At 72.0% G+C, this 23,119-nt stretch carries 24 protein-coding genes; 17 read left to right on the top strand and 7 right to left on the bottom strand.

Going from position 1 to position 23,119, the window contains the following annotated elements:
- The first annotated feature begins 21 nt into the window (after positions 1-21).
- The 5 genes from ACZ6S0_RS22325 to ACZ6S0_RS22305 all read left to right on the top strand — a co-directional run bounded on the left by ACZ6S0_RS22325 (position 22) and on the right by ACZ6S0_RS22305 (position 4,241).
- Complete coding sequence (locus tag ACZ6S0_RS22325) at positions 22-978, top strand: endonuclease/exonuclease/phosphatase family protein (protein ID WP_465920726.1); 957 nt, start codon at positions 22-24, stop codon at positions 976-978.
- A gap of 295 nt (positions 979-1,273) precedes the next feature.
- Positions 1,274-1,639 carry a hypothetical protein gene (locus ACZ6S0_RS22320; RefSeq protein WP_465920724.1) on the top strand — a complete coding sequence of 122 codons (366 nt, stop codon included), beginning with the start codon at positions 1,274-1,276 and terminating at the stop codon, positions 1,637-1,639.
- A 229-nt stretch (positions 1,640-1,868) separates the two neighbouring features.
- Positions 1,869-2,276, top strand: a complete 408-nt coding sequence (locus tag ACZ6S0_RS22315) for a YciI family protein (RefSeq protein ID WP_344885727.1) — start codon at positions 1,869-1,871, stop codon at positions 2,274-2,276.
- Entirely contained in the window at positions 2,273-3,445 is a 1,173-nt protein-coding gene (locus ACZ6S0_RS22310) for an RNA polymerase sigma factor (RefSeq protein ID WP_465920721.1), read from the top strand. Before ACZ6S0_RS22315 ends, ACZ6S0_RS22310 begins: the two co-directional genes overlap by 4 nt.
- A gap of 28 nt (positions 3,446-3,473) precedes the next feature.
- On the top strand, positions 3,474-4,241 hold the full coding sequence (locus ACZ6S0_RS22305; protein WP_465920718.1) for a class I SAM-dependent methyltransferase: 768 nt from the start codon (positions 3,474-3,476) through the stop codon (positions 4,239-4,241).
- 108 nt (positions 4,242-4,349) lie between these two features.
- On the opposite strand, the gene hemC is transcribed toward ACZ6S0_RS22305, so the two are convergent.
- The gene (hemC, locus tag ACZ6S0_RS22300; protein ID WP_465920715.1) at positions 4,350-5,285 is read right to left on the bottom strand and encodes a hydroxymethylbilane synthase; all 936 of its coding nucleotides are present in this window, start codon (positions 5,283-5,285) and stop codon (positions 4,350-4,352) included.
- A gap of 191 nt (positions 5,286-5,476) precedes the next feature.
- On the opposite strand from hemC, the gene ACZ6S0_RS22295 reads away from it, so the two are divergent.
- From ACZ6S0_RS22295 to ACZ6S0_RS22285, 3 genes are read left to right on the top strand one after another with little or no spacing between them, the layout of a single operon-like run.
- Positions 5,477-6,433 (top strand): D-alanine--D-alanine ligase family protein, encoded by a 957-nt coding sequence (locus ACZ6S0_RS22295; protein WP_465921176.1) that lies wholly within the window; start codon positions 5,477-5,479, stop codon positions 6,431-6,433.
- Entirely contained in the window at positions 6,430-7,815 is a 1,386-nt protein-coding gene (locus tag ACZ6S0_RS22290; RefSeq protein ID WP_465920713.1) for a UDP-N-acetylmuramoyl-tripeptide--D-alanyl-D-alanine ligase, read from the top strand. The genes ACZ6S0_RS22295 and ACZ6S0_RS22290 overlap by 4 nt, the downstream gene beginning before the upstream one ends.
- 29 nt (positions 7,816-7,844) lie before the next feature.
- Complete coding sequence (locus ACZ6S0_RS22285) at positions 7,845-8,537, top strand: aspartate/glutamate racemase family protein (protein ID WP_465920709.1); 693 nt, start codon at positions 7,845-7,847, stop codon at positions 8,535-8,537.
- 22 nt (positions 8,538-8,559) lie between these two features.
- Here ACZ6S0_RS22285 and ACZ6S0_RS22280 read toward each other — a convergent pair whose 3' ends face one another.
- The gene (locus ACZ6S0_RS22280) at positions 8,560-10,623 is read right to left on the bottom strand and encodes an AAA family ATPase (RefSeq protein ID WP_465920706.1); all 2,064 of its coding nucleotides are present in this window, start codon (positions 10,621-10,623) and stop codon (positions 8,560-8,562) included.
- Positions 10,607-11,191 carry a D,D-peptidase/D,D-carboxypeptidase VanY-N gene (vanY-N, locus tag ACZ6S0_RS22275; RefSeq protein WP_465920703.1) on the bottom strand — a complete coding sequence of 195 codons (585 nt, stop codon included), beginning with the start codon at positions 11,189-11,191 and terminating at the stop codon, positions 10,607-10,609. Before vanY-N ends, ACZ6S0_RS22280 begins: the two co-directional genes overlap by 17 nt.
- Before the next feature lie 202 nt (positions 11,192-11,393).
- Here vanY-N and ACZ6S0_RS22270 point away from each other — a divergent pair, with 202 nt between their 5' ends.
- The 7 genes from ACZ6S0_RS22270 to pstS all read left to right on the top strand — a co-directional run bounded on the left by ACZ6S0_RS22270 (position 11,394) and on the right by pstS (position 16,509).
- Positions 11,394-12,068: a response regulator gene (locus tag ACZ6S0_RS22270; protein WP_465920700.1), complete on the top strand. Its 675-nt coding sequence runs from the start codon at positions 11,394-11,396 to the stop codon at positions 12,066-12,068.
- A 7-nt stretch (positions 12,069-12,075) separates the two neighbouring features.
- A complete protein-coding gene (locus tag ACZ6S0_RS22265) occupies positions 12,076-13,521 on the top strand; it encodes an ATP-binding protein (protein WP_465920696.1) in 1,446 nt (481 codons plus the stop codon).
- Complete coding sequence (locus ACZ6S0_RS22260; protein ID WP_465920694.1) at positions 13,518-14,009, top strand: GerMN domain-containing protein; 492 nt, start codon at positions 13,518-13,520, stop codon at positions 14,007-14,009. Before ACZ6S0_RS22265 ends, ACZ6S0_RS22260 begins: the two co-directional genes overlap by 4 nt.
- 40 nt (positions 14,010-14,049) lie before the next feature.
- Positions 14,050-14,475, top strand: a complete 426-nt coding sequence (locus ACZ6S0_RS22255; protein WP_465920692.1) for an SMI1/KNR4 family protein — start codon at positions 14,050-14,052, stop codon at positions 14,473-14,475.
- The gene (locus ACZ6S0_RS22250; protein WP_465920689.1) at positions 14,445-14,804 is read left to right on the top strand and encodes a hypothetical protein; all 360 of its coding nucleotides are present in this window, start codon (positions 14,445-14,447) and stop codon (positions 14,802-14,804) included. Before ACZ6S0_RS22255 ends, ACZ6S0_RS22250 begins: the two co-directional genes overlap by 31 nt.
- Positions 14,801-15,097, top strand: a complete 297-nt coding sequence (locus ACZ6S0_RS22245) for a winged helix-turn-helix domain-containing protein (RefSeq protein WP_465920687.1) — start codon at positions 14,801-14,803, stop codon at positions 15,095-15,097. The genes ACZ6S0_RS22250 and ACZ6S0_RS22245 overlap by 4 nt, the downstream gene beginning before the upstream one ends.
- Before the next feature lie 338 nt (positions 15,098-15,435).
- Positions 15,436-16,509, top strand: a complete 1,074-nt coding sequence (pstS, locus tag ACZ6S0_RS22240) for a phosphate ABC transporter substrate-binding protein PstS (protein ID WP_465920684.1) — start codon at positions 15,436-15,438, stop codon at positions 16,507-16,509.
- A gap of 75 nt (positions 16,510-16,584) precedes the next feature.
- On the opposite strand, the gene ACZ6S0_RS22235 is transcribed toward pstS, so the two are convergent.
- The 4 genes from ACZ6S0_RS22235 to ACZ6S0_RS22220 all read right to left on the bottom strand — a co-directional run bounded on the left by ACZ6S0_RS22235 (position 16,585) and on the right by ACZ6S0_RS22220 (position 19,962).
- Entirely contained in the window at positions 16,585-17,475 is an 891-nt protein-coding gene (locus tag ACZ6S0_RS22235; RefSeq protein ID WP_465920681.1) for a hypothetical protein, read from the bottom strand.
- The gene (locus ACZ6S0_RS22230; protein WP_465920679.1) at positions 17,472-17,993 is read right to left on the bottom strand and encodes a SigE family RNA polymerase sigma factor; all 522 of its coding nucleotides are present in this window, start codon (positions 17,991-17,993) and stop codon (positions 17,472-17,474) included. The genes ACZ6S0_RS22235 and ACZ6S0_RS22230 overlap by 4 nt, the downstream gene beginning before the upstream one ends.
- 163 nt (positions 17,994-18,156) lie before the next feature.
- Positions 18,157-18,687 (bottom strand): DUF4396 domain-containing protein, encoded by a 531-nt coding sequence (locus ACZ6S0_RS22225; RefSeq protein ID WP_465920675.1) that lies wholly within the window; start codon positions 18,685-18,687, stop codon positions 18,157-18,159.
- Between the two features lie 93 nt (positions 18,688-18,780).
- On the bottom strand, positions 18,781-19,962 hold the full coding sequence (locus tag ACZ6S0_RS22220) for a cytochrome P450 family protein (protein ID WP_465920673.1): 1,182 nt from the start codon (positions 19,960-19,962) through the stop codon (positions 18,781-18,783).
- Between the two features lie 497 nt (positions 19,963-20,459).
- Here ACZ6S0_RS22220 and ACZ6S0_RS22215 point away from each other — a divergent pair, with 497 nt between their 5' ends.
- The gene (locus ACZ6S0_RS22215) at positions 20,460-21,869 is read left to right on the top strand and encodes a family 2B encapsulin nanocompartment shell protein (protein ID WP_465921173.1); all 1,410 of its coding nucleotides are present in this window, start codon (positions 20,460-20,462) and stop codon (positions 21,867-21,869) included.
- Positions 21,870-21,896: 27 nt separating this feature from the next.
- Positions 21,897-23,105: a family 2 encapsulin nanocompartment cargo protein terpene cyclase gene (locus ACZ6S0_RS22210; RefSeq protein WP_465920672.1), complete on the top strand. Its 1,209-nt coding sequence runs from the start codon at positions 21,897-21,899 to the stop codon at positions 23,103-23,105.
- The last annotated feature ends 14 nt before the right edge of the window (positions 23,106-23,119 follow it).

Below are 23,119 nucleotides of genomic sequence, written 5' to 3'. Positions count from 1 at the left end.
GAAGTGGTGCACATTGATCATATGAAGATCGGTTTATCGCGAGGCGCCTCGCGACGGCTGTGGATGATGATCGCGATGGCGGTCACGATCGCCGTGACGACGACGACACCGTCCCACGCCCGCACGAGCACGGCCACGACGTACCAGATCTGGCACTGGAACATCGGCGGCCACGGCACCCATCTCGGCTCCACGACCAACGGCATCATCCAGGCGATCGGCGGCTCGATCAGCGCCCGCAAGCCCGACTTCGTGTCGGTCAACGAGATGTGCCACAACCAGTACGGCGCGGTGATCGACTATCTGCAGCGGATCGGCTGGCCGCAGAACCCGCTCAACTTCGCCCGCTACGAACGTGTGACCCCCGCCGACGACCCGAAGTACTGCGCGGGAACGGGCTACGGTGTCGCGATCTTCAGCCGCTTCGCCCTCGGCCCCACCGACCGGTTCACGCTTCCGCAGGCCGCCGAGGACAAACAGCGCAAGCTGCTGTGCGCGCCCGTCGCCGCCCAGCCGCACCTGCGCTTCTGCACCACCCACCTCACGTACGTCAAGGACGCCCAGGCGGCGCAGCTCGCCTACGTGCACGACGTCATAGAGCGCTACCGCGCCCAGGGCGACACGGTGCTGATCGCCGGGGACTTCAACCTCCAGCCGCACAGCCCGCTGCTCGACGACTGGTACTCCCCCACGGTCGACACCGTGAACAACACCGGCAACCACGGCCGCTATCACGAACTCGACGACCAGGACCCGATCTGCCCCGGCTGGGGAGAGCAGACCACGGAGGGCGGAACCCCGGGCTCGTGCGGCCAGCCGGGCAAGGTGGACCTCGTGTTCGCCGAGGCCGACAAGCTCACCGGCTACCGGGAGGACTCCCAGCCGATCGGGCACATCTGCGGCGCCAACCGCGACCGGGCCTGCTCCGACCACCGCATCGTCAACGCCTTCGCCACAGTGACGGTGGCGGGCCAGTAAACCGCGGGCTCCCGCCTCCACCCGAGGGGGAGCCCGCGCACGCCACGCCACGGCCCGCACCGCCGCCGTGCGGTCGTGGCCCCCGCGCGCCCCGGCCGCCACTGATCCCCGCCCCGGAGTCGGTTCGCGTCATTTGACTCGGCGACCTATGGACACGGAGTGCAACTGACCAGATACTCAGCGTGTCAGGCTCATACTCCCTGAGTTCACGTCGCCCCCAGCACACGCACCCTCCCACGTGCCGCCTGCTGTCCGGAAGCCGTGCCCGCCAGGGAACAGGACAGAAGGAGAAATCATGCAGTCCAAGAAGTCCCTGATCCTGTCCATCACCGCTCTCGCGACGGCGGCGTGCGTGACGGGCGCCGTCGTCGCCGCCCAGGCGTCCACCCCGGTCGCGGCAGCCGCTCACCAAGCGGCGACCCTGCCTCCCGGCTACCAGCTCGTCACCCTGCCCAACGCCAACGTCCCCAACTTCCAACGCCGCACGCTCTTCTGCCCCGGCTCCAAGCGCGTCCTCGGCGGCGGCGCGGAGGCGCGCGGCAACGGGGCCATCCTGGTGGGGTCGTTCCCCACCGACGACGGACGCGGCTGGATCGGCATCGGCCGCCAGATCGGCTACAACGACGTCGGCATCAGCGTCTTCGCCATCTGCGCCGACTGACCACCGCCTGACCGGCCCCCGCCGCCCGACCGCGCGGGGGCCGCGTCGCGGGGGGCGATCCGATACGGTCGGCTTTGACCGCGCGGAGAAGCCTCGGGGACCAGACCGAGGCGGGAGCACGCTGAGAAATTTCGTCGAGTGTCCCAGACGGTGTCGAGAACGCGGCGCCGGCTCCGTCCCAGGGACACGAGCGGCCACGACGGGCCGCACGGCGAAAGGGAGAACGACCATGAAATACCTGCTGCTGAAGCACTACCGAGGCGCCCCGGCCCCCGCTTCCGACTGGGCGCCGATGGACCGGTGGACGCCGGAGGAGGTCGACGCGCACATGCAGTACATGCGTGACTTCGCGGCCCGGCTGGAGGAGACGGGCGAGTTCGTCGACAGTCAGGCGCTGGCGCCCGGCGGCGCGTTCGTCCGCTATGACGGCGAAGGGCGGCCGCCGGTGACCGACGGCCCGTTCGCCGAGACCAAAGACCTGATCGCCGGCTGGATGATCATCGACGTGGAGTCCTGGGATCGCGCGGTCCAACTGGCTGGGGAGCTGTCCGCGGCTCCGGGGGCCGGGGGCGAGCCGATCCACGAGTGGCTCGAGGTCCGGCCGTTCCTCACCGAGTCGCACACGGTGACCGATTGAACGACTCGCTGCTGCGGGAGCTGGTACCCGCGGTGATCGGTGTCCTCGTCCGGCGCGGCGCCGATTTCGCGTCGGCCGAGGACGCCGTGCAGGAGGCCCTGATCCGGGCGGTGGACACCTGGCCCGACGACCCACCGCGCGATCCGAAGGGCTGGCTCGTCGCGGTCGCGTGGCGCAAGTTCCTCGACGCCGCCCGTGCAGAGGCGTCGCGGCGGGGCCGGGAACTCGCCGTGGAGGCCGAGCCGCCCGCCGGTCCCGCGCCCGCCGCGGATGACACGCTGCGGCTGTACTTCCTGTGCGCGCACCCCACCCTGCCGCAGGCCGCGGCCGTCGCCCTGACGCTGCGCGCGGTGGGCGGCCTGACGACGCGGCAGATCGCGACGGCGTACCTCGTCCCCGAGGCGACCATGGCGCAGCGGATCAGCCGGGCCAAGCGGCGGATCGCGGGGCTGCCGCTCGACCAGCCCGGCGATCTCGGGACGGTGCTGCGCGTGCTCTACCTCGTCTTCAACGAGGGGTACGGCGGAAACGTCGACCTGGCGGCCGAGGCGATCCGCCTGACCCGCCAGCTCGTCGCCCTGACCGGCGAGCCCGAGGTCGCGGGGCTGCTCGCGCTCATGCTGCTGCACCATGCGCGCCGCGCGTCACGTACCGGGCCGGGTGGCCGCCTGGTGCCGCTCGCCGAGCAGGACCGGTCGCTCTGGGACACCGGCCTGATCGCCGAGGGGGTGGCGATTCTGCAGGGCGCGCTGGCCCGTGACCGGCTGGGCGAGTACCAGGCGCAGGCCGCGATCGCCGCCCTGCACGCGGACGCCCGTACGACCTGCGAGACGGACTGGGTGCAGATCGTGGAGTGGTACGACGAACTGCTGCGCCTCAACGGCAGCCCAGTGGTACGGCTCAACCGCGCGGTGGCGGTCGGCGAGGCCGACGGGCCGCAGGCCGGTCTGGCGGCGCTGGCCGACGTGCCCCCCGACGTGCCCCGGCACGCGGCGGTGACGGCGTACCTGCGCGAGCGCGCCGGCGACCTCGAACGCGCCGCCGAACTGTACGCCGCGGCCGCCGGCGCCGCCACCAGCGTTCCTGAACGCGACCACCTCACCCGGGAGGCCGCCCGCGTACGGCAAGCCGCACCCTTGAGCGGGCCGTCACGGCGGACCGAGCGCTGACGGTGCGGATCGTGTCAGGATGCTCGGCATGTCCAGTCGCGCGCTGAGCTTCGGAGAGATCGCGGAAGCCTACGAACGGTTCCGGCCAGGCTATCCCGACGAGCTGTTCGACGTGGTGACGGCCTACGCGGCCCAGCCCGTACGGACCGCTCTGGAGATCGGCGCCGGGACGGGAAAGGCAACCCGGCTGTTCGCCCGGCGAGGGGTCGCGGTCACCGCGACCGAGCCCGATGGGGCCATGCTCGCCGAGCTGCGCAAGCACGTCCCTGCGGACGTCAGGACCGTGCGGGCCGCGTTCGAGGACCTGCGACCCGGCGAGCGGTACGGGCTGGTCTACGCGGCCGCGGCGTTGCACTGGACGAGCCCGGAGGAACGGTGGTCCCGCATGGCCGCGCTGCTGGAGCCGGGCGGGGTGTTCGCCTCGTTCGGCGGGCCGTTCCAGCTCGCCGACCCGGCCGTGGCGGAGGCTGTCCGGGCGGCGCGGTCGCCGTTCCTGGCCAGTGACGAGATCCCGTCCCCGGACGGGACGCCCCCGGAGCGGGCCATGCAGTGGCCGGGTACGGAGCTCCAGCGAGCGGAATGGTTCGCCGACGTCCGGCAGTGCGCGATCGAGCGGCGCCTGACGATGAGCGCCCGCGACTACCTCGGCCATCTCTCGACCGTCTCGGCCTATCTCATGTTGCCGCCCTTGGCGCGGGAGCAGGTGTTCGGCCGGATCGGGCGGGTGCTGCCCGCGACGGTCGAGATCTCCGCCGACGTCATCGTCCATCTGGCGCGCCGAGGCCGGGAACGGTGACACCCGGCCGGGCCCGGACCCAGCCCGGCCCGGCCGCTCTCCCCGGCTCGGCCGCTCTCCCCGGCTCGGCCGCTCTCTCCGGCTCGGGGCGTGCGACGTCGGCGGCGATCAGTGGGGGATGGCGTCGATGAGGTCCCGCGCGCCCTGGCGCAGCAGGGCGACGGCCACCGACGTGCCCAGGGTCGCCGGGTCGAGCGGGCCCGCCCATTCGTGGGCGTCCAGGACCGTCTTGCCGTCCGGCGTGAAGACGCGGGCCCGCAGCGACAGGCGGCCGTCGCGCTCCGCGCGGGCGTATCCGGCGATCGGGCTGTTGCAGTGCCCCTGGAGGACGTGCAGCAGCATCCTCTCGGACGTGACCTCGCGCCAGGTGTCGGCGTGCCCCAGCCCGGCCACGGCGTCGATGGTCGCCGCGTCGTCCTGCCTGCACTGCAGGGCGAGCACGCCGGCGCCGATGGGCGGGCACATCGTCTCCAGCGACAGCGCCTCGCTGATCCGGCCCCGCATGCCGATCCGCTCCAGCCCGGACACGGCCAGCAGGAGCGCGTCGGCCTGGCCGTCGTCGAGCTTGTCCAGGCGGCGGTTGGCGTTGCCGCGCATCGGCACGCACCGCAGGTGCGGATGGGAGGAGGCGAGCTGGGCGATGCGCCGGACCGACGAGGTGCCGACCCGGGTCCCTTCCTGCAGCTCGTCCAGCGTGAGCCCGCCGGGGTGGACCAGGGCGTCGCGCAGGTCGTCGCGCTTGAGGTAGGCGGCGAAGACCGTCCCGGCGGGCAGCGGCCGGTCGGCCGGCACGTCCTTCATGCAGTGCACGGCCACGTCGGCCTGCCCCGCGAGCAGCGCCTCATCGACCTCCTTGGTGAAGGCGCCCTTCCCGCCGAGCGCCGACAGGGCGCCCTGCCACCTGTCGCCCGAGGTCGTGACCGGGACGACTTCCGTCCGGATGCCGGGGTGCAGCCCGGCCAGCTCGTGGCGGACCCGCTCGACCTGGGCGAGCGCCATGGGCGAGGAACGGGTGACGATGCGGATCAGCTCGGGGACGGCCATGCCTGGCATCGTAGACCGTCACCGCACCACCTCGGTGAGTAATCCCGATGCCTGCCGCAGACGTTGAGCAATGCGCCTCGGTCAGGAAGTGGACAGCGAATGGCCTGGGAACCGGTCAGCCGGAGAGCCGACACTCGGCAGGCTCGTCCTGCGACGGCGAACGCCGTGCCACCGAGGAAGGCTCATTGATCGTGACTGAACGCGTACGCGTGGCCGTGCTGGCGGGTGGGCCGTCCGCCGAGCATGAGGTGTCGCTGCAGTCGGCGCAGGCCGTGCTCGACGCTCTGCCGAGGGATCTGTACGAGCCCGTCGCCGTCATCATCGACCGGCAGGGCAGGTGGCCGGTGGAGTTGCGACGCGATCTGGCGGACGTGGTCTTCCCCGTGCTGCACGGGCCGTTCGGCGAGGACGGCGTCGTCCAGGGTCACCTGGAGACGCTGGGCATCCCGTACGTGGGCTGCGGCGTCCTGGCCTCCGCCGTGGCCATGAACAAGGTCGCGATGCGGCGCGCGTTCCTGGCGGAGGACATTCCGGTCACCCCGCATGTGTGGTTCACCGAGCACGAATGGCGCACCACCACCGACCACTGGGGTCTGGTGAAGTCGCTCGACTGGCCGATGTACGTCAAACCGGCCGGCCTGGGCTCCTCCATCGGCATCTCCCGGGTCACCTCCATGGAGGAGCTGCGCGCCGGCGTGGAGCTGGCGCTGGCCCACGACCGGATGGTCGTCGTCGAGCAGGGCGTGACCGCCCGCGAGATCATCTGCGGCGTGCTCGGCGGCCACGACACCCCGGACGCCTCGGTGCCCGGCGAGCTGATCGTGCCCGGCGACTGGCTCGACTACGAGGCCAAGTACCTCAGCCGGGCCGAGATCGCCACCATCCCCGCCGTCCTGCCGGAACGGGTCGCCGAGGACGTGCGCGAGCTGTCCCTGCGCGCCTTCCGGGCGATCGGCGGCTACGGCCTGTCCCGCGCCGACTTCCTCTACGAGGAGGACACCGGACGCCTGTACGTGCTGGAGATCAACACCATGCCCGGCTTCACCCCCCGTTCCGTCTACGCCAGGGCCTGGGCCGCGAGCGGCATCCCGTACCCGGACCTGCTGCGCCGCCTCATCGACCTCGCCTTCACCAGGAGCGGCTCATGATCCCCATGACGCTGAACGAGATCGCGCAGGTCCTCGGCGCAAACCTGTGCGACGTGCGCGACCCGCAGGCGCTGGTGACGGCGCCCTCGGCGGTCGACTCCCGCGAGGTGACGCCCGGCGGCCTGTTCGCCGCGACGGCCGGCGCCCGCGTCGACGGTCACGACTACGCGGCCCGTGCCGTCGCGGACGGCGCCGTCGCCGTGCTGGCCACGCGGCCCGTCGGCGTGCCCGCCCTCGTGGTCGAGGACGTCCAGCTCGCCATCGGCCTGCTGGCCAGGCACCTGCTCGACCACATCAGCCCGACCGTGATCGGCCTGACCGGCTCCGTGGGCAAGACCACGACCAAGGACCTGCTGGCCCAGGTCCTCGAACGACACGCCGCGACGATCGCCACCGACAGATCGTTCAACAACGAGCTCGGGCTGCCGCTCACCGTGCTGCGCGCCGACGCCGCCACCCGATACCTGGTGCTGGAAATGGGCGCGAGCCGCAAGGGCGACCTGACCTACCTGACCGGGCTCGCACCACCCCAGATCGGACTCGTACTCAACGTCGGCACCGCACACGCGGAGCGCATGGGAGGCGGGCCCGCCGACGTGGCCGAAGCCAAAGGCGAACTGGTCGAAGCACTACCGGCGGACGGGCTCGCCCTGCTCAACACCGACGACCCCTACGTCAAAGGCATGGCCGGCCGCACCAGAGCCCCGATCCTGTGGTACGGCAAGTCGGCGCAGGCCCAGGTGCGAGCCGAAGACGTGCGGACGGCCGGCCGCGCGCGAACCGCGTTCGAGCTGGTGACACCCTCCGGCCGCGCCCCGGTCGAGCTCAACCTCATCGGCGAACACCAGGTGAGCAACGCCCTGGCCGCCGCCGCCGTCGCCACCGCACTCGGCCTGGGCGCCACCGAGATCGCCGACGGCCTGAACGCCGCACGACGGCGCTCCGCCGGGCGACTGGAGATCGTCGAACGACCCGACGGCATCACCATCGTCAACGACGCCTACAACGCCAACCCCGAATCCATGCGGGCCGGACTGAGGGCGGCGAAGGCCCTGGCCGGCACCCGCCGTACCGTCGCCGTGCTCGGCGCGATGGGACAACAGGCCGACGCCTCCCGCACCCGGCACGAAGAGATGGGCAGGCTCGTCGCCGACCTCCGCTTCGACGTACTGATCACGGTCGGAACAGGAGACCCACTCGCGATGGCACAGGCAGCACAGTCCTCGAACCACGGCGTGACCGTCCACACCGCCCAGGACGCGGCCGCAGCCCTCAACCTGGCCACCGCACTGCTCGAACCGGGCGACGTGGTGTTCGTCAAGGCCTCCAGCGAGATCGGCCTCGACGCCCTCGCCCGCGCGCTGGCAGCGCCGACCCGTTGACCGCTCCATTGCTCAATGAACGGAGTTCCATGCGCACCATCGGTCTCATCGGCGGGTTGAGCTGGGAATCGACGGCGATCTACTACCAGATCATCAACCAGCAGGTACGCGAGCGGCTCGGCGGCAGCCATTCCGCCAACAGCCTCATCTGGTCGATCGACTACACGACCGTCGAAGACCTCATCTTCGCCGACCGCTGGGACGAAGTGAGCACGCTCCTCACCGGCGCAGGCAGGAACCTGGCGGATCTCGGCGCCGACCTCCTGCTCATCTGCAGCAACACCTTCAGCCGGGTGAGCGACGACGTCGAACGGGCCGTGAGCGTGCCCGTGCTGCACATCGCCGACACCGTGGGCGCCGAGATCCGCGCCAGAGGCATGCGCAAGGTCGGCCTGCTGGGCACCCAGTTCACCATGGAGCAGCCCTTCTACCGAGACCGGCTGACCGCCCACGGCTTCGACGTGCTCATCCCACCACGCCAGCAGCGGGAACAGGTCCATCACGTGATCTTCAACGAACTGGTGCGCGGAGTGCTCCGGGAATCCTCCAGAGACGCCTACACCCAGATCATCGATGACCTCGCGGACGACGGCGCCGAAGGCGTCATCCTCGGCTGCACCGAGATCGAACTGCTGATCAGCGAGAAGGACAGCGCCATCCCGGTACTGCCGAGCGCTCGACTGCACGCCGAGGCGGCGGCCCGCTTCGCACTCGCCCGCTGACGGGCCCTACGCCGCTCACGGGTCAGGCCGGTCCGCCGATGCCGTACAGCTCCCGGTGCCACAGGTCGGCGCAGACGCGTTCGAGGCCGACCGTCAGATGGCGGCGGTAGGTGGTGAAGGGGAGGCCGAGCCGTTCCGCGGCCAGCTCCTGGGTGGGCGCGCCGTGGAGGAACGTGGCGGACAGCGCCCGGTGGAACTTGACCGCCCGCGGATCCTCCCGCAGGCCGTCGATCGCCTGGCGGAGCAGGTCACCCAGTGCGCTGGCCGGGTCCTGCCCGGCCACCTCGGCGATCAGCCTGGTACGCGTCAGCGGGGAGGCGGCCAGCGCGTCCGGCCGCGACACCTGGCGCAGCGCCTTGCGCACCGCCTCGGCGAACTCCGCCCGCGACAGCACCGCCAGCTCCGCCGTCGCGGCGCTCTGGCCGCCGGCGGGCCCCGCGACGAGCGGCCGACTCATCCGCTCCAGCCACGCCCGCACCGGCACGGCCCGCCAGTCATGAGCGAACAGGGCGTATCCGTCATCCCCCGGCCCCGGCCGCCCGGAGATGTCACGCATCCCGTAACGCCGCCGCAGACGCTCCGCCCACGCCGGGTCCGGATGCCGCAGCTCGACGTACGACCAGGCCATCCGCTCGGACCGCAGACAATTGCCGATCACTCGCCACAGGACCAGATCCGTCACCGGCGAGTTCCCGCGACAGGACGGCAGCACCCATTGCCGGCCGACCGCCACGTGTTCACCGGCCCGCACCGGCGTGGTGGCACGTGCGTGCGCCCACGCCCTGGCCACGAGGGGGTCTGCCGCCAGCTCCTCCTCATCGGGCTCCGCCAGCCGCAACCACGCGGAGACGGCCACGGGCTCGCCGGTCCCGGCCCGCCGATACAGCCGGAACGCCGCCGGCCGACGTTCCGCCCAGAAGGCGGCGCGGGCCGCCGACGCCGGGCCCTCCGCCGCCGTCGCCACCCGGAGCAACGTGCCGACGTCCTCCTCCCCCGGCACCTCCTCCAGGAACTCGCCCTCGTCGTGGCGGCCGGGCACACCGGCCGGCGTCCCGCCGTCGCGATGCAGGTGGAGCAGCGCCGCCACCGCGCCGGGCACGTCCGCCTCGCTCGCCGTGCGCACCCTGTCCGCCAGATGCGCATGAACGCGGTCGTGCATCACCGCGTACCCCTCGGGATCCCGCCAGCGCAGGTCCGCCTCCAGCGCCTCCCGCACCACGCCGTGCGGGGACAGCCCGAGGCTGCCCGACTCCACGAACGGCAGCCGCCGCAACCACCGGAACAACGTCCCGGCGTCCTGCGGCAGGACCGCCCGCAGCAGGTCCTCCGTCGTCGTGTACGCGTGCGCGCAGATCTCCAGAGCACGCCGATGCGCCGCCGAGGGCGGCTCGCCGACCAGGTGATCCAGCAGCGTGGCCACCACGCCCTGATCCGGCGTCCACCGCCGGCCCGCCCCGCCGTCCTTCACCGCCACGGCCGCCCCCAGCAGCAGCGCCAGCGGATGACCATCGGCGAAGGCCAGCAGCGGCTCGCGCGACTCGGCCGGCGTCCCGGAGGAGTCCAGCAGGGCCCGTGCGTCTCCGGGCAGCAGGCCGCGCAGCGGCAGCACCTCCAGCGCGCCCGCCCATCCTGGATCCGCCTGCCACCGCAGGTCCGGCGGGTACCGCCCCGCGATCACCACCAGCGCCCCCATGGACAGCCGTGGCAGGAACCGCTCGCGCAGCCATCCCTCCAGGCCCTGGATTCGTTCGAAGTCGTCGACCAGCAGCACCGCGTCCCCGTCGCGAAGCGCCGGCCCGGCCTCGGCCTCGAACGCCGCCGCCGACTCCACCGCGCTCTCCAACATGCGCCCGTCCACCATGGACACCGGCCGCCCCGCCAGCGCGGCCTCGCGGGCGAACCGCCGCAACAAGGCCGACTTCCCGATGCCCCCGGGACCGTGCACGTACAGGACGCTGCGGCCGCCGCCGTACAACGCCGCGTGGAAAGCCGCCAGCTCTTCCTCCCGCCCGGCGAACGCCGTCTCGCGCGCCGCTCGCAGACGCCGTCCCAGCGATCCGGACGCGTGGTCACTCCCCGCCGGCAAACCCCTGTCCTCTCTCGCTGACGTGGCCGAGGCCGGGGTGGGGGCGCCGGGGTGGCGGGGTGCCGCCGGTGTCCGGGCGGTACTCGAAGTGCCACCACTCGTTGTCGTACAGGCGGTAGAGGTCGTAGCGGGCGCCGTGCTCCTCGAGCCAGCGCGCGCCTTCGTGGGGGCGTACGTCCAGCGCGATGCCCTTGACGTGGTTGGACTCCGCCGGGGGCAGGACGAGCATGCGTGCCGAGGCCGGGGAGCCGGAGCGGCGCACCTCCTCGTCGAACATCCGTTGCTGGACGAGGGGATCGCGGTAGCCCGAGGTGAGGCCGATGAGCTGGCCGTGACGCCAGAGCGCCGTGGTGCGCGCCGCGGTGAACGCCGCCATGGTGCCGTCGGTGAGCCCGGTGAGGTCCTCGGCGGGGAATCGCATCCGTAATGCCCATCGGCAGGCCAGTTCGCGGGCGCGGCCGGGACGGCGGACGAACGCCGCGGGCAGCAGGAGAACGGCGAGCACCAGCGTGACCGCGGCGAACAGCCGATCTCGGGGCCGAGGTGGGATGGTCCGTGGTTCGTTCATGACGAACTACGATTGGTGCCGAATGTGCGCGCGTCGTCCGCCGCATGTCACCGTTCGTCGACGGCGCGACCGTCCGCGCGATCGTCGGCTCGGCCGTGACACAACCATGACATGGCGCGGACGCGGCGAGGACACGGCCGGCCGACAGTGGATGGTGTTGACCGGCGGGCGAGTTACGGAGCGTGCTGAGATGCTCGGCAGCGTGTCGCGAGTGTTGTTGATCGAGGATGACCCGGCCGTACGGGAGGGCCTTGAGCTGGCCCTGACCCGGCACGGGCACCGGGTGCGCGCGGCGGAGTCCGGCGAGCAGGGGCTCGACCGGCTGCGTGCGGACCTGCCCGACGTCGTCGTGCTCGATCTGATGCTGCCCGGCATGGACGGGTTCGAGGTCTGCCGCCGCATCCGGGCCGCCGGGGAGGTGCCGATCATCATGCTGACCGCGCGCGGCGACGACATGGACGTGGTGGCCGGGTTGGAGGCGGGCGCCGACGACTACGTGGTCAAACCGGTGCAGCCCAGGGTGCTGGAGGCACGCATCCGCGCGGTGCTCCGGCGGGTCGGCCGGGACCAGGCGGAGCTGGAGCGCTACGGAGACCTGACCATCGACCGGGCCGGGCTGGTGGTCGCCCACCGCGGCGTGCCGGTCAGCCTCGCCCCCACCGAGCTGCGCCTGCTGCTCGAGCTCTCCGGCACGCCGGGCCGCGTGCACACCCGCCAGCAGTTGCTGGAGTCGGTGTGGGAGCACGGGTACTTCGGCGATTCGCGTCTGGTGGACGCGTGCGTGCAGCGGTTGCGCGCGAAGATCGAGGACGACTCGGCGGCGCCCGTCTACGTGCAGACGGTGCGTGGGTTCGGGTACCGGTTCGGGCCGGTGTGAGCCGCCGATGGCACCTCGGCCGAGTCTGGGGCTGCGTGCCCGGCTGTTGTCCGCGTTCGCGCTGCTGTGCGTGGTCACCGCGGCGGCGGTGGCCGGCGGGATGTACGCCCAGGCCCGCAACGACATCCTGCAGCGGGCCCAGGATCCCGCGCTCCAGGTGATGAGGAGCCGCCTGGAGGCGCTCTTCCCGTTGCGGAGTCCGACGCCGGACGCGGCCGAGCTGGGCCAGATCGCCCGCACCGTCGCCGACGGGAACGCCCCCGCGATCGCCGTCTACGGCGCGGCGCATTCGCCGTCGGACCTGGATCCCGGGGTGATCCCGCGGCCGCTGCGGCAGGCGGTGGCCGACGGCGTCATCGCGTGGCAGCGTGTGACGTGGCGGGGCAGGCCCTTCCTGATCATCGGCGCGCCGGTGCTGATCGCCGAGGGGGACCGGCCGACGCGGGCGTCCGGCATCGAGGTCTACGTCGCGCACAGCCTGCATCCCGAACAGCGCAGCATCGACCTGCTCGCCGCCAAAGCCTGGCTCATCGGCGGGGCGGTCCTGGTGTTCGCGGTCGTCCTCGCGTTGCTGGCCACCCGTGGGGTGCTGCGCCCGGTGCGCGAGCTGGGCCGGGCGGCGCGCCTGCTGGGCGAGGGCGAGTTGCGGACCAGGATCGCGGTCCGCGGCTCCGACGAGCTGGCCGACCTGGCACGCACGTTCAACAACACCGCCGCGGAGCTGGAACGGCACGTCAGACAGCTCCGCGAGATGGAGGCCGACGCCCGCCGGTTCGTGGCCGACGTGTCCCACGAGCTGCGCACCCCGCTGGCCGCGCTCGCCGCGGTCGCCGACGTCCTCGACGAGGAGGCGGCCGGGCTGCCCGAGCCCGCCGGCCGGGCCGCCAGGCTGGTCAGCCAGGAGACGCTCAACCTCACCGGGCTGGTGAACGACCTCATCGAGATCAGCAGGTTCGACTCCGGCGTCGCGGCCCTCGCGCTGAACGAGGTCGACGTGGCCGAGCTGGTGCGCGCGACCCTGCGTACCCGGGGCTGGTCGGAGCCGGTGCGCACCGAGCTGCCACCCGCGGTGACGGCCCGGCTGGACCCGCGCCGGGTGGACGTCATCCTCGCGAACCTGGTCGGCAACGCCCTGCGGCACGGCGAGCCGCCGGTGTCGGTCAAGCTCTCCGCCGACCCGCACTGGATCGCTCTTGAGGTCCGCGACCACGGACCGGGGCTGGACGAAGCGGTGCTGCCGCACGTGTTCGACCGGTTCTACAAGGCCAACGCGGCCAGGGCCAGGTCCGAGGGCAGCGGCCTCGGCCTGGCCATCGCGCGGGAGAACGCGCGCCTGCACCGAGGCGATCTCACCGTCGCCAACGCCCCGGACGGCGGCGCCGTCTTCACGCTGCGCCTGCCACGCCGGGAACACGATCCGGACGCGCAGACCGACACGGGAGGCCCCGCGTGAGGACCTGGCCCGCCCGCCGCGTGCTCGCCGCGGGCCTCATCGCACTCGTCGCGGTGACCGGCTGCGGCGTGCGGCCCAGCGACGTCATCCGCGTCGGCCCCCCGCCGAGCGGTCCCGTCGCACTGCCCGCGACGATCAACCTCTACCTCGTGAAGGACGGCCGGCTCAGCGCCGTGACGCGGGACGGGCCCCGTGGTCGTCCCCTGTTCATCGAGGACACGCTCGCGCTGCTGGCAGCCGGGCCCACCGCGGTGGAACAGGCACGCGGGCTGACCACCGACGTCCCGCCCGAAGCCGCCCCGCTCTCGGTGAACGCCGGCCCGGCCGGCCATCTGATGGTGACCCTGTCCACTCCGGCCGGCGAACTGTCCGCACTCGCCGTCGGGCAGATCGTGTGCACGGCCACCGCCACGGTACCGGGGGGCGCCCAGGTCACCGTCGTCGGCGCAGGGCAGAGCGTCGGCCCCCGGGACTGCCCGAAGAGCTGATCGGCGGCCCGCAAAGGGGTTCGTCGGGCATGATCGAACCATGTGGACCGCGTTGATCTCCGCCCTGCCGGACGAGACGACCTTTCGCCCGCCCGCACCCGAATCGGCGATCCAGGAGTGTGAGCGGCTCCTCGGCCATCGGCTGCCTGACCAACTCGCCGCGCTGCTGCGCGAGAGCGACGGTGTCGAAGGCGCGTACGGCCTCGGGCTGATCTGGCCGGCCGAACGCGTCGCCGCCGACAACCTGGCCTTCCGCCGGAACAACGGATACGCATCGCTCTACATGCCGTTCGACCCGCTGCTCTTCTTCGCCGACGCCGGCAACGGCGACCAGTTCGCGCTCGTCCCCCACACCGGCCGTACCGACGTGTTCGCCTGGAACCACATGAACGACAGCCGCACCTGGGTCGCTCCCGGCCTGGCCGAGTACCTCGAATGGTGGCTGACCGGCCGGATCAAGCTCTAGCGCCCGCATCGGAACTCGCCGCGCTGCTCGGCCCCGAAGAGGTCCAGGAATCCAACGGCCTGCGGCTGCTCCTCATCGTCGGTCTGGTGCTCGGCGCCTTCCTCGCCTTCCGCGAGCGCGTCCACAGCCGGCTGATATCCCGGATCGCCCACCCCGTCACCTGGGCATTCGTGGGGACGACCGTGCTCGCGTCGCTCTACAACATGTTCCTGCGCCCGCGGGAGCCCGGGACGGAGTGGGTGGCGGCCGATGTCCTGGTCGCGCTGGTCGCGGCCGCCCCCCTGCTCTACGGCGCGGTGCGCGTGCTCCGCTCCGAGGATGACCGGTGAGCCACCCCCAGCACGCGCTCGACGAGATCATCCACGCGCCGGTACGACTGTCGATCATGGCCATGCTCGCGGCGGCGGAGACAATCGAGTTCAGCTACCTCAGGGACACGATCGAGGTCAGCGACTCGCTGCTGTCCAAGCACATCACCACGCTGGAGAAGGCGGGCTACGTGCGAGCGAAGAAGGGCTTCGTCGGCAAGCGCCCCCGGACCTGGCTGGCGCTGACCGACGAGGGGCGCGAAGCCTTCCAGCGCTACACCGCCATTCTCCGGCAGATCACCGAGGGCGCCTGACCACAAGGCGTCAGAACCAGCGGGCGACGTGGCCCTCGCGCTTTATATATCTCCCGGCACACCGATTTTCTCGCGGCCGGGTGCCCATTATCAGGTGCAGCGGTCACACCGGTTCGTCAGGTAAAGAATTGCGTAAAGAATCGCGGGAAGAAGAGTGCGGCGCACGTTCTGTGCCGATCAGGTGTAAGTTGTGCGGAAGAGCCTGCGAGGGCGCGGTGCCGTGACCTTTCGCCAGCCAGGGCGACTTATCCCATTTGACGGGAAAATGAAGGTTTGCCGCCCCGGGCTTGACGCAGCGTTAACCCCGGAGACATGAGCACTTCATACACTCATCCTCAATGTCTAAAAAGCTGACATGGATCGCGGGTCCGGCACTGCTTGCTGTTCTGCTTCTGGTCGCCAGCATCGCCGGGCTGAGCGGAGCGGTGGTGCTCAGCCGCGAGGACATGCCCCAGAACCCGCCGGTCGTCGAGTCGATCTCCGGCTCTGGGTCGAGCGCGCAGCAGGGCGCGATGGACGCCTGGCGTGCCGACTTCCACCGCATTCATCCCGACCTCGAGGTGCAGTACGAGCCCAACGGCTCGGTTGCCGGGATCCGCGACTTCATCACCGGCAAGACCTCGTTCGCCGGATCCGACGTCGCCATGCGTCCCGACGAGCAGGTACGCGCCGACCGCCGCTGCGACAGCCGCGCCATCCACCTGCCCATGGTCGTGGGTCCCATCGCGCTGGCCCACAACCTGCAGTCGGTGCCGAACCTCCGGCTCTCGCCGGCCACCATGAGCGGCATCTTCAGCGGGCGCATCACCAGGTGGGACGCCCCGGAGATCGCCGCCGAGAACCGCGGCGCCAGCCTGCCGCACACCGGCATCCGCGTCTTCCACCGCTCGGACGAGTCCGGCACCACCCACAACTTCACCACCTACCTCAAGGCGGCGGGCCGCTGGCCGTACCAGCCGTCCAGGAGGTGGACCGGCACCGGGGAGGGCGTCACGGGCTCCACCGGCGTCACCGAGGCCGTCCAGGACACCACGGACTCCATCGGGTACGTCGAGTACGACTTCGCCAGCAACGCCGGCCTGCGTACCGCCCACGTGCGCAACGCCTCCGGCGAGTTCGTCCCGCTGTCGCCGCAGAGCGCCACCACTGCCCTGGAGAGCGCCAGGATCGTCGGCGGGCACGGCGACCTGGTGCTCCAGTTCGACTACCTGACCAGGACCAAGGGCGCCTACCCGATCGTCCTGGTCACGTACGAGATCACCTGCTCGCGCAACTCCGACCCGCTGGTGCAGGCGTTCCTGCGCTACATGGCCGGGGACGCGGGCCAGTCCAGCCTCGCCCTGTACGGCTACGCGCCGCTCCCGCGCGACCTGCTCGCCCAGGTCCGCACCCAGCTCGGCGTCACGGACTGACCGCCCACACCGCCCGCCCGCCAGAGCTGCGGCGAGCGGGGCGGGCCGGTCAGGCGGGGCAGTCAGGTAGGGCGGTCAGGTGGGCCGGACGGCCGGCTCCACACCCTCCTTGACCGGCTTCTCCGTGCCCAGCTTGGGCGGGGGCTCCTGCCGTACCTCGGAGGCGGGCGGGGCCTCGGCCGACACGGGGGCGCCGAAGTCCCCGACGGTCATGACGACCTTGTGGCCGGTCTTGCCGTAAAGGACCTCCAGGTGGCGGACCCGTCCCTGGTCGTCCACGTCCACCGTGCCGGTGATCCCGACCGCCTTGTGGTCCGGCGCGTCCTCGAGGGTGAACGCAAACCGGTCGCCGCTCCAGCCGTCCCCGGAGGCCGGGCCCTGCTCGCGTACGTCGGTGGCCGACCGCAGCCGCTGCAGCGCCGCCTGCGGGTCCAGCGGGGTCAGCTTGACCAGGGACACGGCTGGCGGCGCGCTCTCCAGCTCCGCCAGGTCGCGCGGCGCGGCCGTCCAGGTCGCGCTCCCGCTCTCCTTCACGTAGACCGTGTCGCCGACGAAGCGGGTCTCGGTCCCGTCCTGCCGGGTGATGACGCCCACCTGCCGCACCGGGTCGAACGCGCCCTCGAACGTCTTGTCCCCCGACTCGGTGTGGATGCGGTAGCTCTCCTGACCGGTGTTCTCGACCGCGGCGACCACCCTGGCCTGCGCCTGTGCCGAGGACCCGCTCCCGGGCACGACCACCGTGACCGCCGCGACCACGGCCGCCACCGCCACCGCCGCGGCGGCCACAGTGCCGGTCACAGTGCCGAACGGGACCAGGATCCGGCCCCGGCGGCGGACGGGCGGCGCGGCGACGAGCTGGATGCCCGGCGGCCGGTCCTCGGTCCCCTTGATGAGCAGGGCGCGCATTTCTCGCTCCTCCATGTAAGGCTCCTCCTGCCGGTACGGCTCGTCCTGTCGCTGTCTCACCGGATCCCGCTCCCTTCCTCCTCGGCACGGCCGGCCACCGACTCCCGCGGGAGCAGCCGCCGCATGGCCTCCAGGCCGCGACGCGTGTGGGTCTTGACCGTGCCCACCGAGCAGCCCATCAGGTCGGCGACCTCTGTCTCGGACAGGTCGGCGAAGAACCGCAGCACCAGGGCCGTACGCTGCCTGACCGGCAGCCTGGCCAGGGCCTTGCGGACGTCCTCGGCCACGGCCCCGCCCTCCCCCGGGTCACCGGGGCCGGGCAGGTCGGGCAGCTCGGCCCGCGGGATCTCACGGCGCCATCGGGCGCGCCACCACGAGCGGTGGGTGTTGACCAGGATCCGGCGCAGGTATGCGTCGGGCTCGCTGGTGGTGTCCAGCCGGTGCCAGACGTGATAGAGCTTGCCCAGGCAGGACTGCACGAGGTCCTCGGCCGCGTGCCAGTCACCGGTCAGCAGGACCGCCGTCTTCAGGTGGTGGTCACCCCGGTGCCGGACGAAGTCCGCGAAGTCCGCGTCCACCCCGCTCTCCTCTCGTCGGTGGAACTCACCCCTGACACGCTTCGAGCGTCGCCGCACGATGACCGGAAATCCGGAAAAATGCGGCCACGCCGTTAGTGCACCCTGAGAGCGGGGTCGTCAAGCGGGCCGGCCGCCGCGTCGCGGCGGACAGCCCGCGTGACCGTCAGTGGTGGTAGGCGTGGATCACCGCGTGTCCCTTGCCGCGACCGATGATCCACTTGTTGATCGGGGTGGTGACGAGGAACGCGACCAGCAGCGAGAACGCCAGCGCGCCCCAGAACAGCAGGGAGGCCAGACCGGAGTCCATCGCGCCGGGGACGGCGAGCATGACGCCGTTGTCGACGATCTCCATGACGAGGATGGACACGGTGTCGGCGGCCAGCGCGAGCCGCAGCCCGGCACGCCAGCCGACGCCCGCCCGGCGGAGGCCGAGCAGCGTGAGCGCGTAGCCGAAGACGAAGGCCAGCGCGACGGCCAGGAGGATGCTGGGCAGGTCGTGCCAGCCCAGCGCGGTGGCGATCGCCAGGCCGAGCACCTCTCCGATGGCGCAGCCGGTCAGGCAGTGCAGCGTCGCCGACACGGCCACACCCCAGGTCGCCTTGGGCGCGTGCCCGTGGCCCTGCCCTTGAGAGGGCTCTTGAGAAGGCTCCTGAGAGTGATGGTGGGAGTGTCCGGCGTGCGTGGGGTCAGACATGGTGCCCTCGAGGTCGTTCCGTCGTAGCTCAACGCCGGTTAAGCTATACCCTGCCCCCGTATATCACCAAATGTCCAGATCGACAGCGGCGCCTCAGCCCGCCGGCCGCAAGGTCACGGGCAGGGACGCCAGCCGCAGCGTCCCCGGGTCCGGCAGGTACGCCGCCGCCCCGGCCGCCTCCATCCCCGGGTAGCGGCGCAGCAGCACGCCCAGCGCGACGCCGGTCTGCACGCGAGCCAGCGACGCGCCCACGCAGAAGTGCGCCCCGTGACCGAAGCCGAGGTGCGGCGCGGGCTCACGGGTGAGGTCGAGCCGGTCGGGCTCGACGAACACGCGCGGGTCGCGGTTGGCCGAGACGACCGAGACCGTCACGGGCTCCCCCTTCGGCACGGTCACCCCGCCGATCTCGACGTCCTCCCTGGGGAAGCGCGGGACGGTCATGATCTGCGGGGCGCACCAGCGGGCCAGCTCCTCCACGGCGCGCGGCATGAGGCCGGGGTCGTCGCGCAGCGCGGCGAGCTGGCCGGGGTGGGCCAGCAGGGTGGCCACGGCGTTGGCGATGAGGTTCGCCGGGGTCTGACCGGCCAGGACCAGCAGCCAGACCATGGTGACCAGCTCGTCGTCGGAGAGGCGGTCGCCGTCCTCCTCCGCGACGCGGGCGAGGTCGGAGACCAGGTTGCCGGCGGGCTCTGCCCTGGCCGCGGCGATGGCCGCCCTGGCGCCCTCGATGATCGCCGGGATGGCCGCACCGAACGCCTCGCCGTGGCCCGCCGCGACGGCGACGCCGTACTCGTGCCAGTTCGGGCGGTCGGCGTCGGGGATGCCGACCAGCTCGCAGATCACCTCCATCGGCAGCGGCCGGGAGAAGCTCGCGAGCAGGTCGGCGGGGGTTCGCTCGGGCAGCGCGCCGAGCAGGCGCTCGACGACGGCCTCGATGCGCGGCCCGAACTCGGCCGCCTTGCGCGGCGTGAACGCGGGCGCGACCAGCCTGCGCAGGCGGGTGTGCTCGGAGCCGTTCATCTCGGACATGGTCCGCATGTACGGCCGGCAGTGCTCGGGCACGTCGGGGCGCATGAAGCTGCCGGAGTTGATCTCCAGGCGCGGATCGGACAGCACCGCCCGCGCCTCCGCGTGCCGCGTCACGGCCCAGAACGGGCCGAAGCCGGGCGCCAGCAGGCGGACCACCGGGGACTTCTCCCTGGCCGGAGCGTACGCGGCGGGCAGGTCCAGCAGCACCGCGGGGTCGGTCAGGTCGATCTCAGGCACGTCGATCATCAGGCCGGTCTCCCGATTTGAAATGTTTTCATCATCTGGATGATGAGAGTATCCCGATCCGGGAGCATGCGACAACGCGAGACCGGTTTCACATCCCGATGGAACCGTTGGGCCTGGCCGCGCTGTCCAAGCAAGGGGCGACGTTCACGCCGGCGCCCCGCCGCTCGCCGCCCACCGGGCGGCCGTGGTGCGACTGGGCAGCCGGCTGACGCCGCGGACGGCCCTTCCCGTCCGCAGGCTCGGACTGGACGTCGCCCCCGCCAAGCTCCCGGGCCACCCACCACGGAGCGACCGGGAACCCGCACGCACCGGGCAACAGACACCCTCAAACCGCCACCGCACCACCGGCCGACGGCCCCGAACAGGCATGGTCATCGCCCCGGTAGGCCAGTGGCGGCGCGGGCACATCGATCTTCCTCGGCCGCCAGGATTCCTGTCCACCCAGGGACTCTACGCTCAGTATCCGTTTCACTACCTTTAGTAGCGACTGCCTGCCGATCTCCGGAGGAAAAATGCCCACGGAGCCGACGGAAACGCGGCTGAGCCTCGACACCAGCGCCGCCAGGAATCTGGCCACCACCACCAAGACCCGCCCGCAGATGCAGGCCATCAGCTCCCGCTGGCTGCTGCGCATGCTGCCCTGGGTCGACGTGCGCGGCGGCACCTACCGGGTCAACCGGCGGCTGACGCATCGGGCGGGCCGAGGGCGCGTCGGGGTGACGCAGAGCGGGGCCGACGACGTACGCGTCGTCCCGGAGACGCTGCCCGAGATCCCCGCGCTGCGCGGCTTCGGCGACGCCGACGTACTGGCGGAGATCGCCTCGACGTTCACCGCGCGGGAGTTCGGCCCCGGCGAGATCGTCGCCGAGGCGGGCCGCCCGGTGACGCAGACCTTCGTCATCGCGCACGGCCGCCTCGAACGCCTGGCCACCGGCCCCTACGACGGCCCCCAGTTCCTGGGGATCATCGCCGACGGCGACCAGTTCGGCGACGAGGTGCTGACCGCGGACGACCCGCGCTGGCCGTGCACGTACAGGGCCGCGACCGCCTGCACGCTGCTGGTCGCGCCGGGCTGGGAGCTGCGCCGCGTCGCCGACCGCTCCCCCGCGCTGCGCGAGCACCTCGCCCGCCACCTCGAAAGCCTCCGCCGGCCGGTCAACCGGCGCGGCGAGGCGGCGGTGCGGGTCGCGGCCGGCCACACCGGCGAGCCGGTGATCGACGGCACGTTCGTCGACTACGACCTGTACCCCCGCGAGTACGAACTGGGAGTCGCCCAGACCGTCCTGCGCGTGCACACCCGCGTGGCCGACCTCTACAACGACCCGATGAACCAGATCGAGCAGCAACTCCGCCTGACCATCCACGAGCTGCGCGAGCGCGAGGAGTGGGAGCTGCTCAACAACCGCGAGTTCGGGCTGCTCCACAACACCGACTACGACCAGCGCATCTACACCTGGTCGGGCCCGCCGACGCCCGACGACCTCGACGACCTGATCAGCATGCGCCGCAAGACCCGCCTGCTGCTGGCCCACCCCAAGGCCATCGCCGCGTTCTTCCGCGAATGCAACAAGCGCGGGCTGGTCGTGGGCAGCGCCGACGTCGACGGGCACGAGGTGCCCGCCTGGCGCGGCATCCCGATCTTCCCGTGCGGCAAGATCCCGATCTCGGGCGCGCGCACCACCTCGATCCTGGCCCTGCGTACGGGCGAGGACGACCAGGGCGTGGTCGGCCTGCACCAGACCGGCATCCCCGAGGAGTACGAGCCGGGGCTCAACGTGCGCTTCATGGGCATCGACTCGCAGGCGGTGATGTCGTACCTGGTCAGTGCCTACTTCTCGGTGGCGGTGCTGGTGCCCGACGCGATCGGGATCCTGGAGGACGTCGACGTCGCCGCCCCTCGCTCCTGACCGGCCGACCCAAGGAAGAGGTGCCCTATGTCGAACTTCTCACCCTTCGACGCCTCCGCCGCTCCGGTGCCGGCCGGGCCGACCGGGCTGGGGGCGTACACGCTGAGCCTGCGGGCCGCGCTGCAGCCGTACCGGCCGCGCTTCGAGGGGTTCGAGGACGGGGACGGGCACGAGGACGGCGGCCCGCCCGCCTGGAGCGTCTCGCTGCCGTCGGTCTCCGGGGGCGAGCGGCGCCACAGCCTGGCGCCGCTGGCCTACCGGGAGCGGGAGTGGGGCGACGGCACGTACCCGCCGCTCTACTGCCCCGAGACCGTCCGGGTCGACGACGACCTCGGCGAGGAGGTCAACCGGCGGCTGGTGGCGTGGGCGGAGCGGACCGGCATCCACGAGGGGCGGATGGAGGAGTTCGCGGCCACCGGGTTCGGGCGGCTGGCGATGCTCGCCCACCCCGACTCCGACGACCCCGACATGGTGCTGATCGCGGCCCAGATGAACGCGGCGTGGTGGGCGGCCGACGACTACTACGCCGACGAGACCGAGCTGGGCGCGGCCCCGACCGAGCTGCCGCCGCGCCTGGCCCTGGTCACCTCGGCCATGGACCCGCCGCCGGACGCCGGCGAGTACACCGTCCAGTTGGAGGAGGCCGTCCGCGGCGATCCCGTCCTGGTCGCGCTGCGCTCGGCCACCAGCCACGTGGCCCGCCACTCCAGCCCGGGCCAGGTCATGCGGATCCGCAACATCACCAGCCAGATGTACGTGAGCTGGGCCGCCTACGCCGCCTGGCGCTACCTGGAGACGCCCCCGCCGGTGTGGCGCTACCTCGCCGCCCGCCAGCACGACAGCTTCTACACCTCCATGACGCTCATCGACATCGTCGGCGGCTACGAGCTGCCCGCCGACCTGTTCGGCGAACAGCGCTTCCACACCGCCCTCATGCAGGCGGGCACGGCCAGCGTCCTGGTCAACGACCTGCACTCGGTGGAAAGGGAGGCGGCCGACGAGCTGCCGGACTCCAACGTGATCCTGCTGATCGCGGCCGAGGAGGGCTGCTCCATCCGCGAGGCCACCGAGCGCGCGGTCCGCCTGCACAACCACTTCGTACGCGGCTTCGAGCGGAGCCGCCGCGAGCTGTCGGCCCTGCCCTTCCCCGAGCTGAAGCGGTTCCTGCGCGGCGCGCAGGGGTGGATGGCCGGATGCCTCGAATGGCACGGCAGCACCACCCGCTATCAGTCTTGACCCCGTTTCCCACC

Source organism: Nonomuraea sp. NPDC051298 (assembly GCF_055586305.1).
The sequence above is the reverse complement of the archived record's forward strand: the minus strand, read 5'-3'. Positions and strand labels throughout refer to the sequence as shown.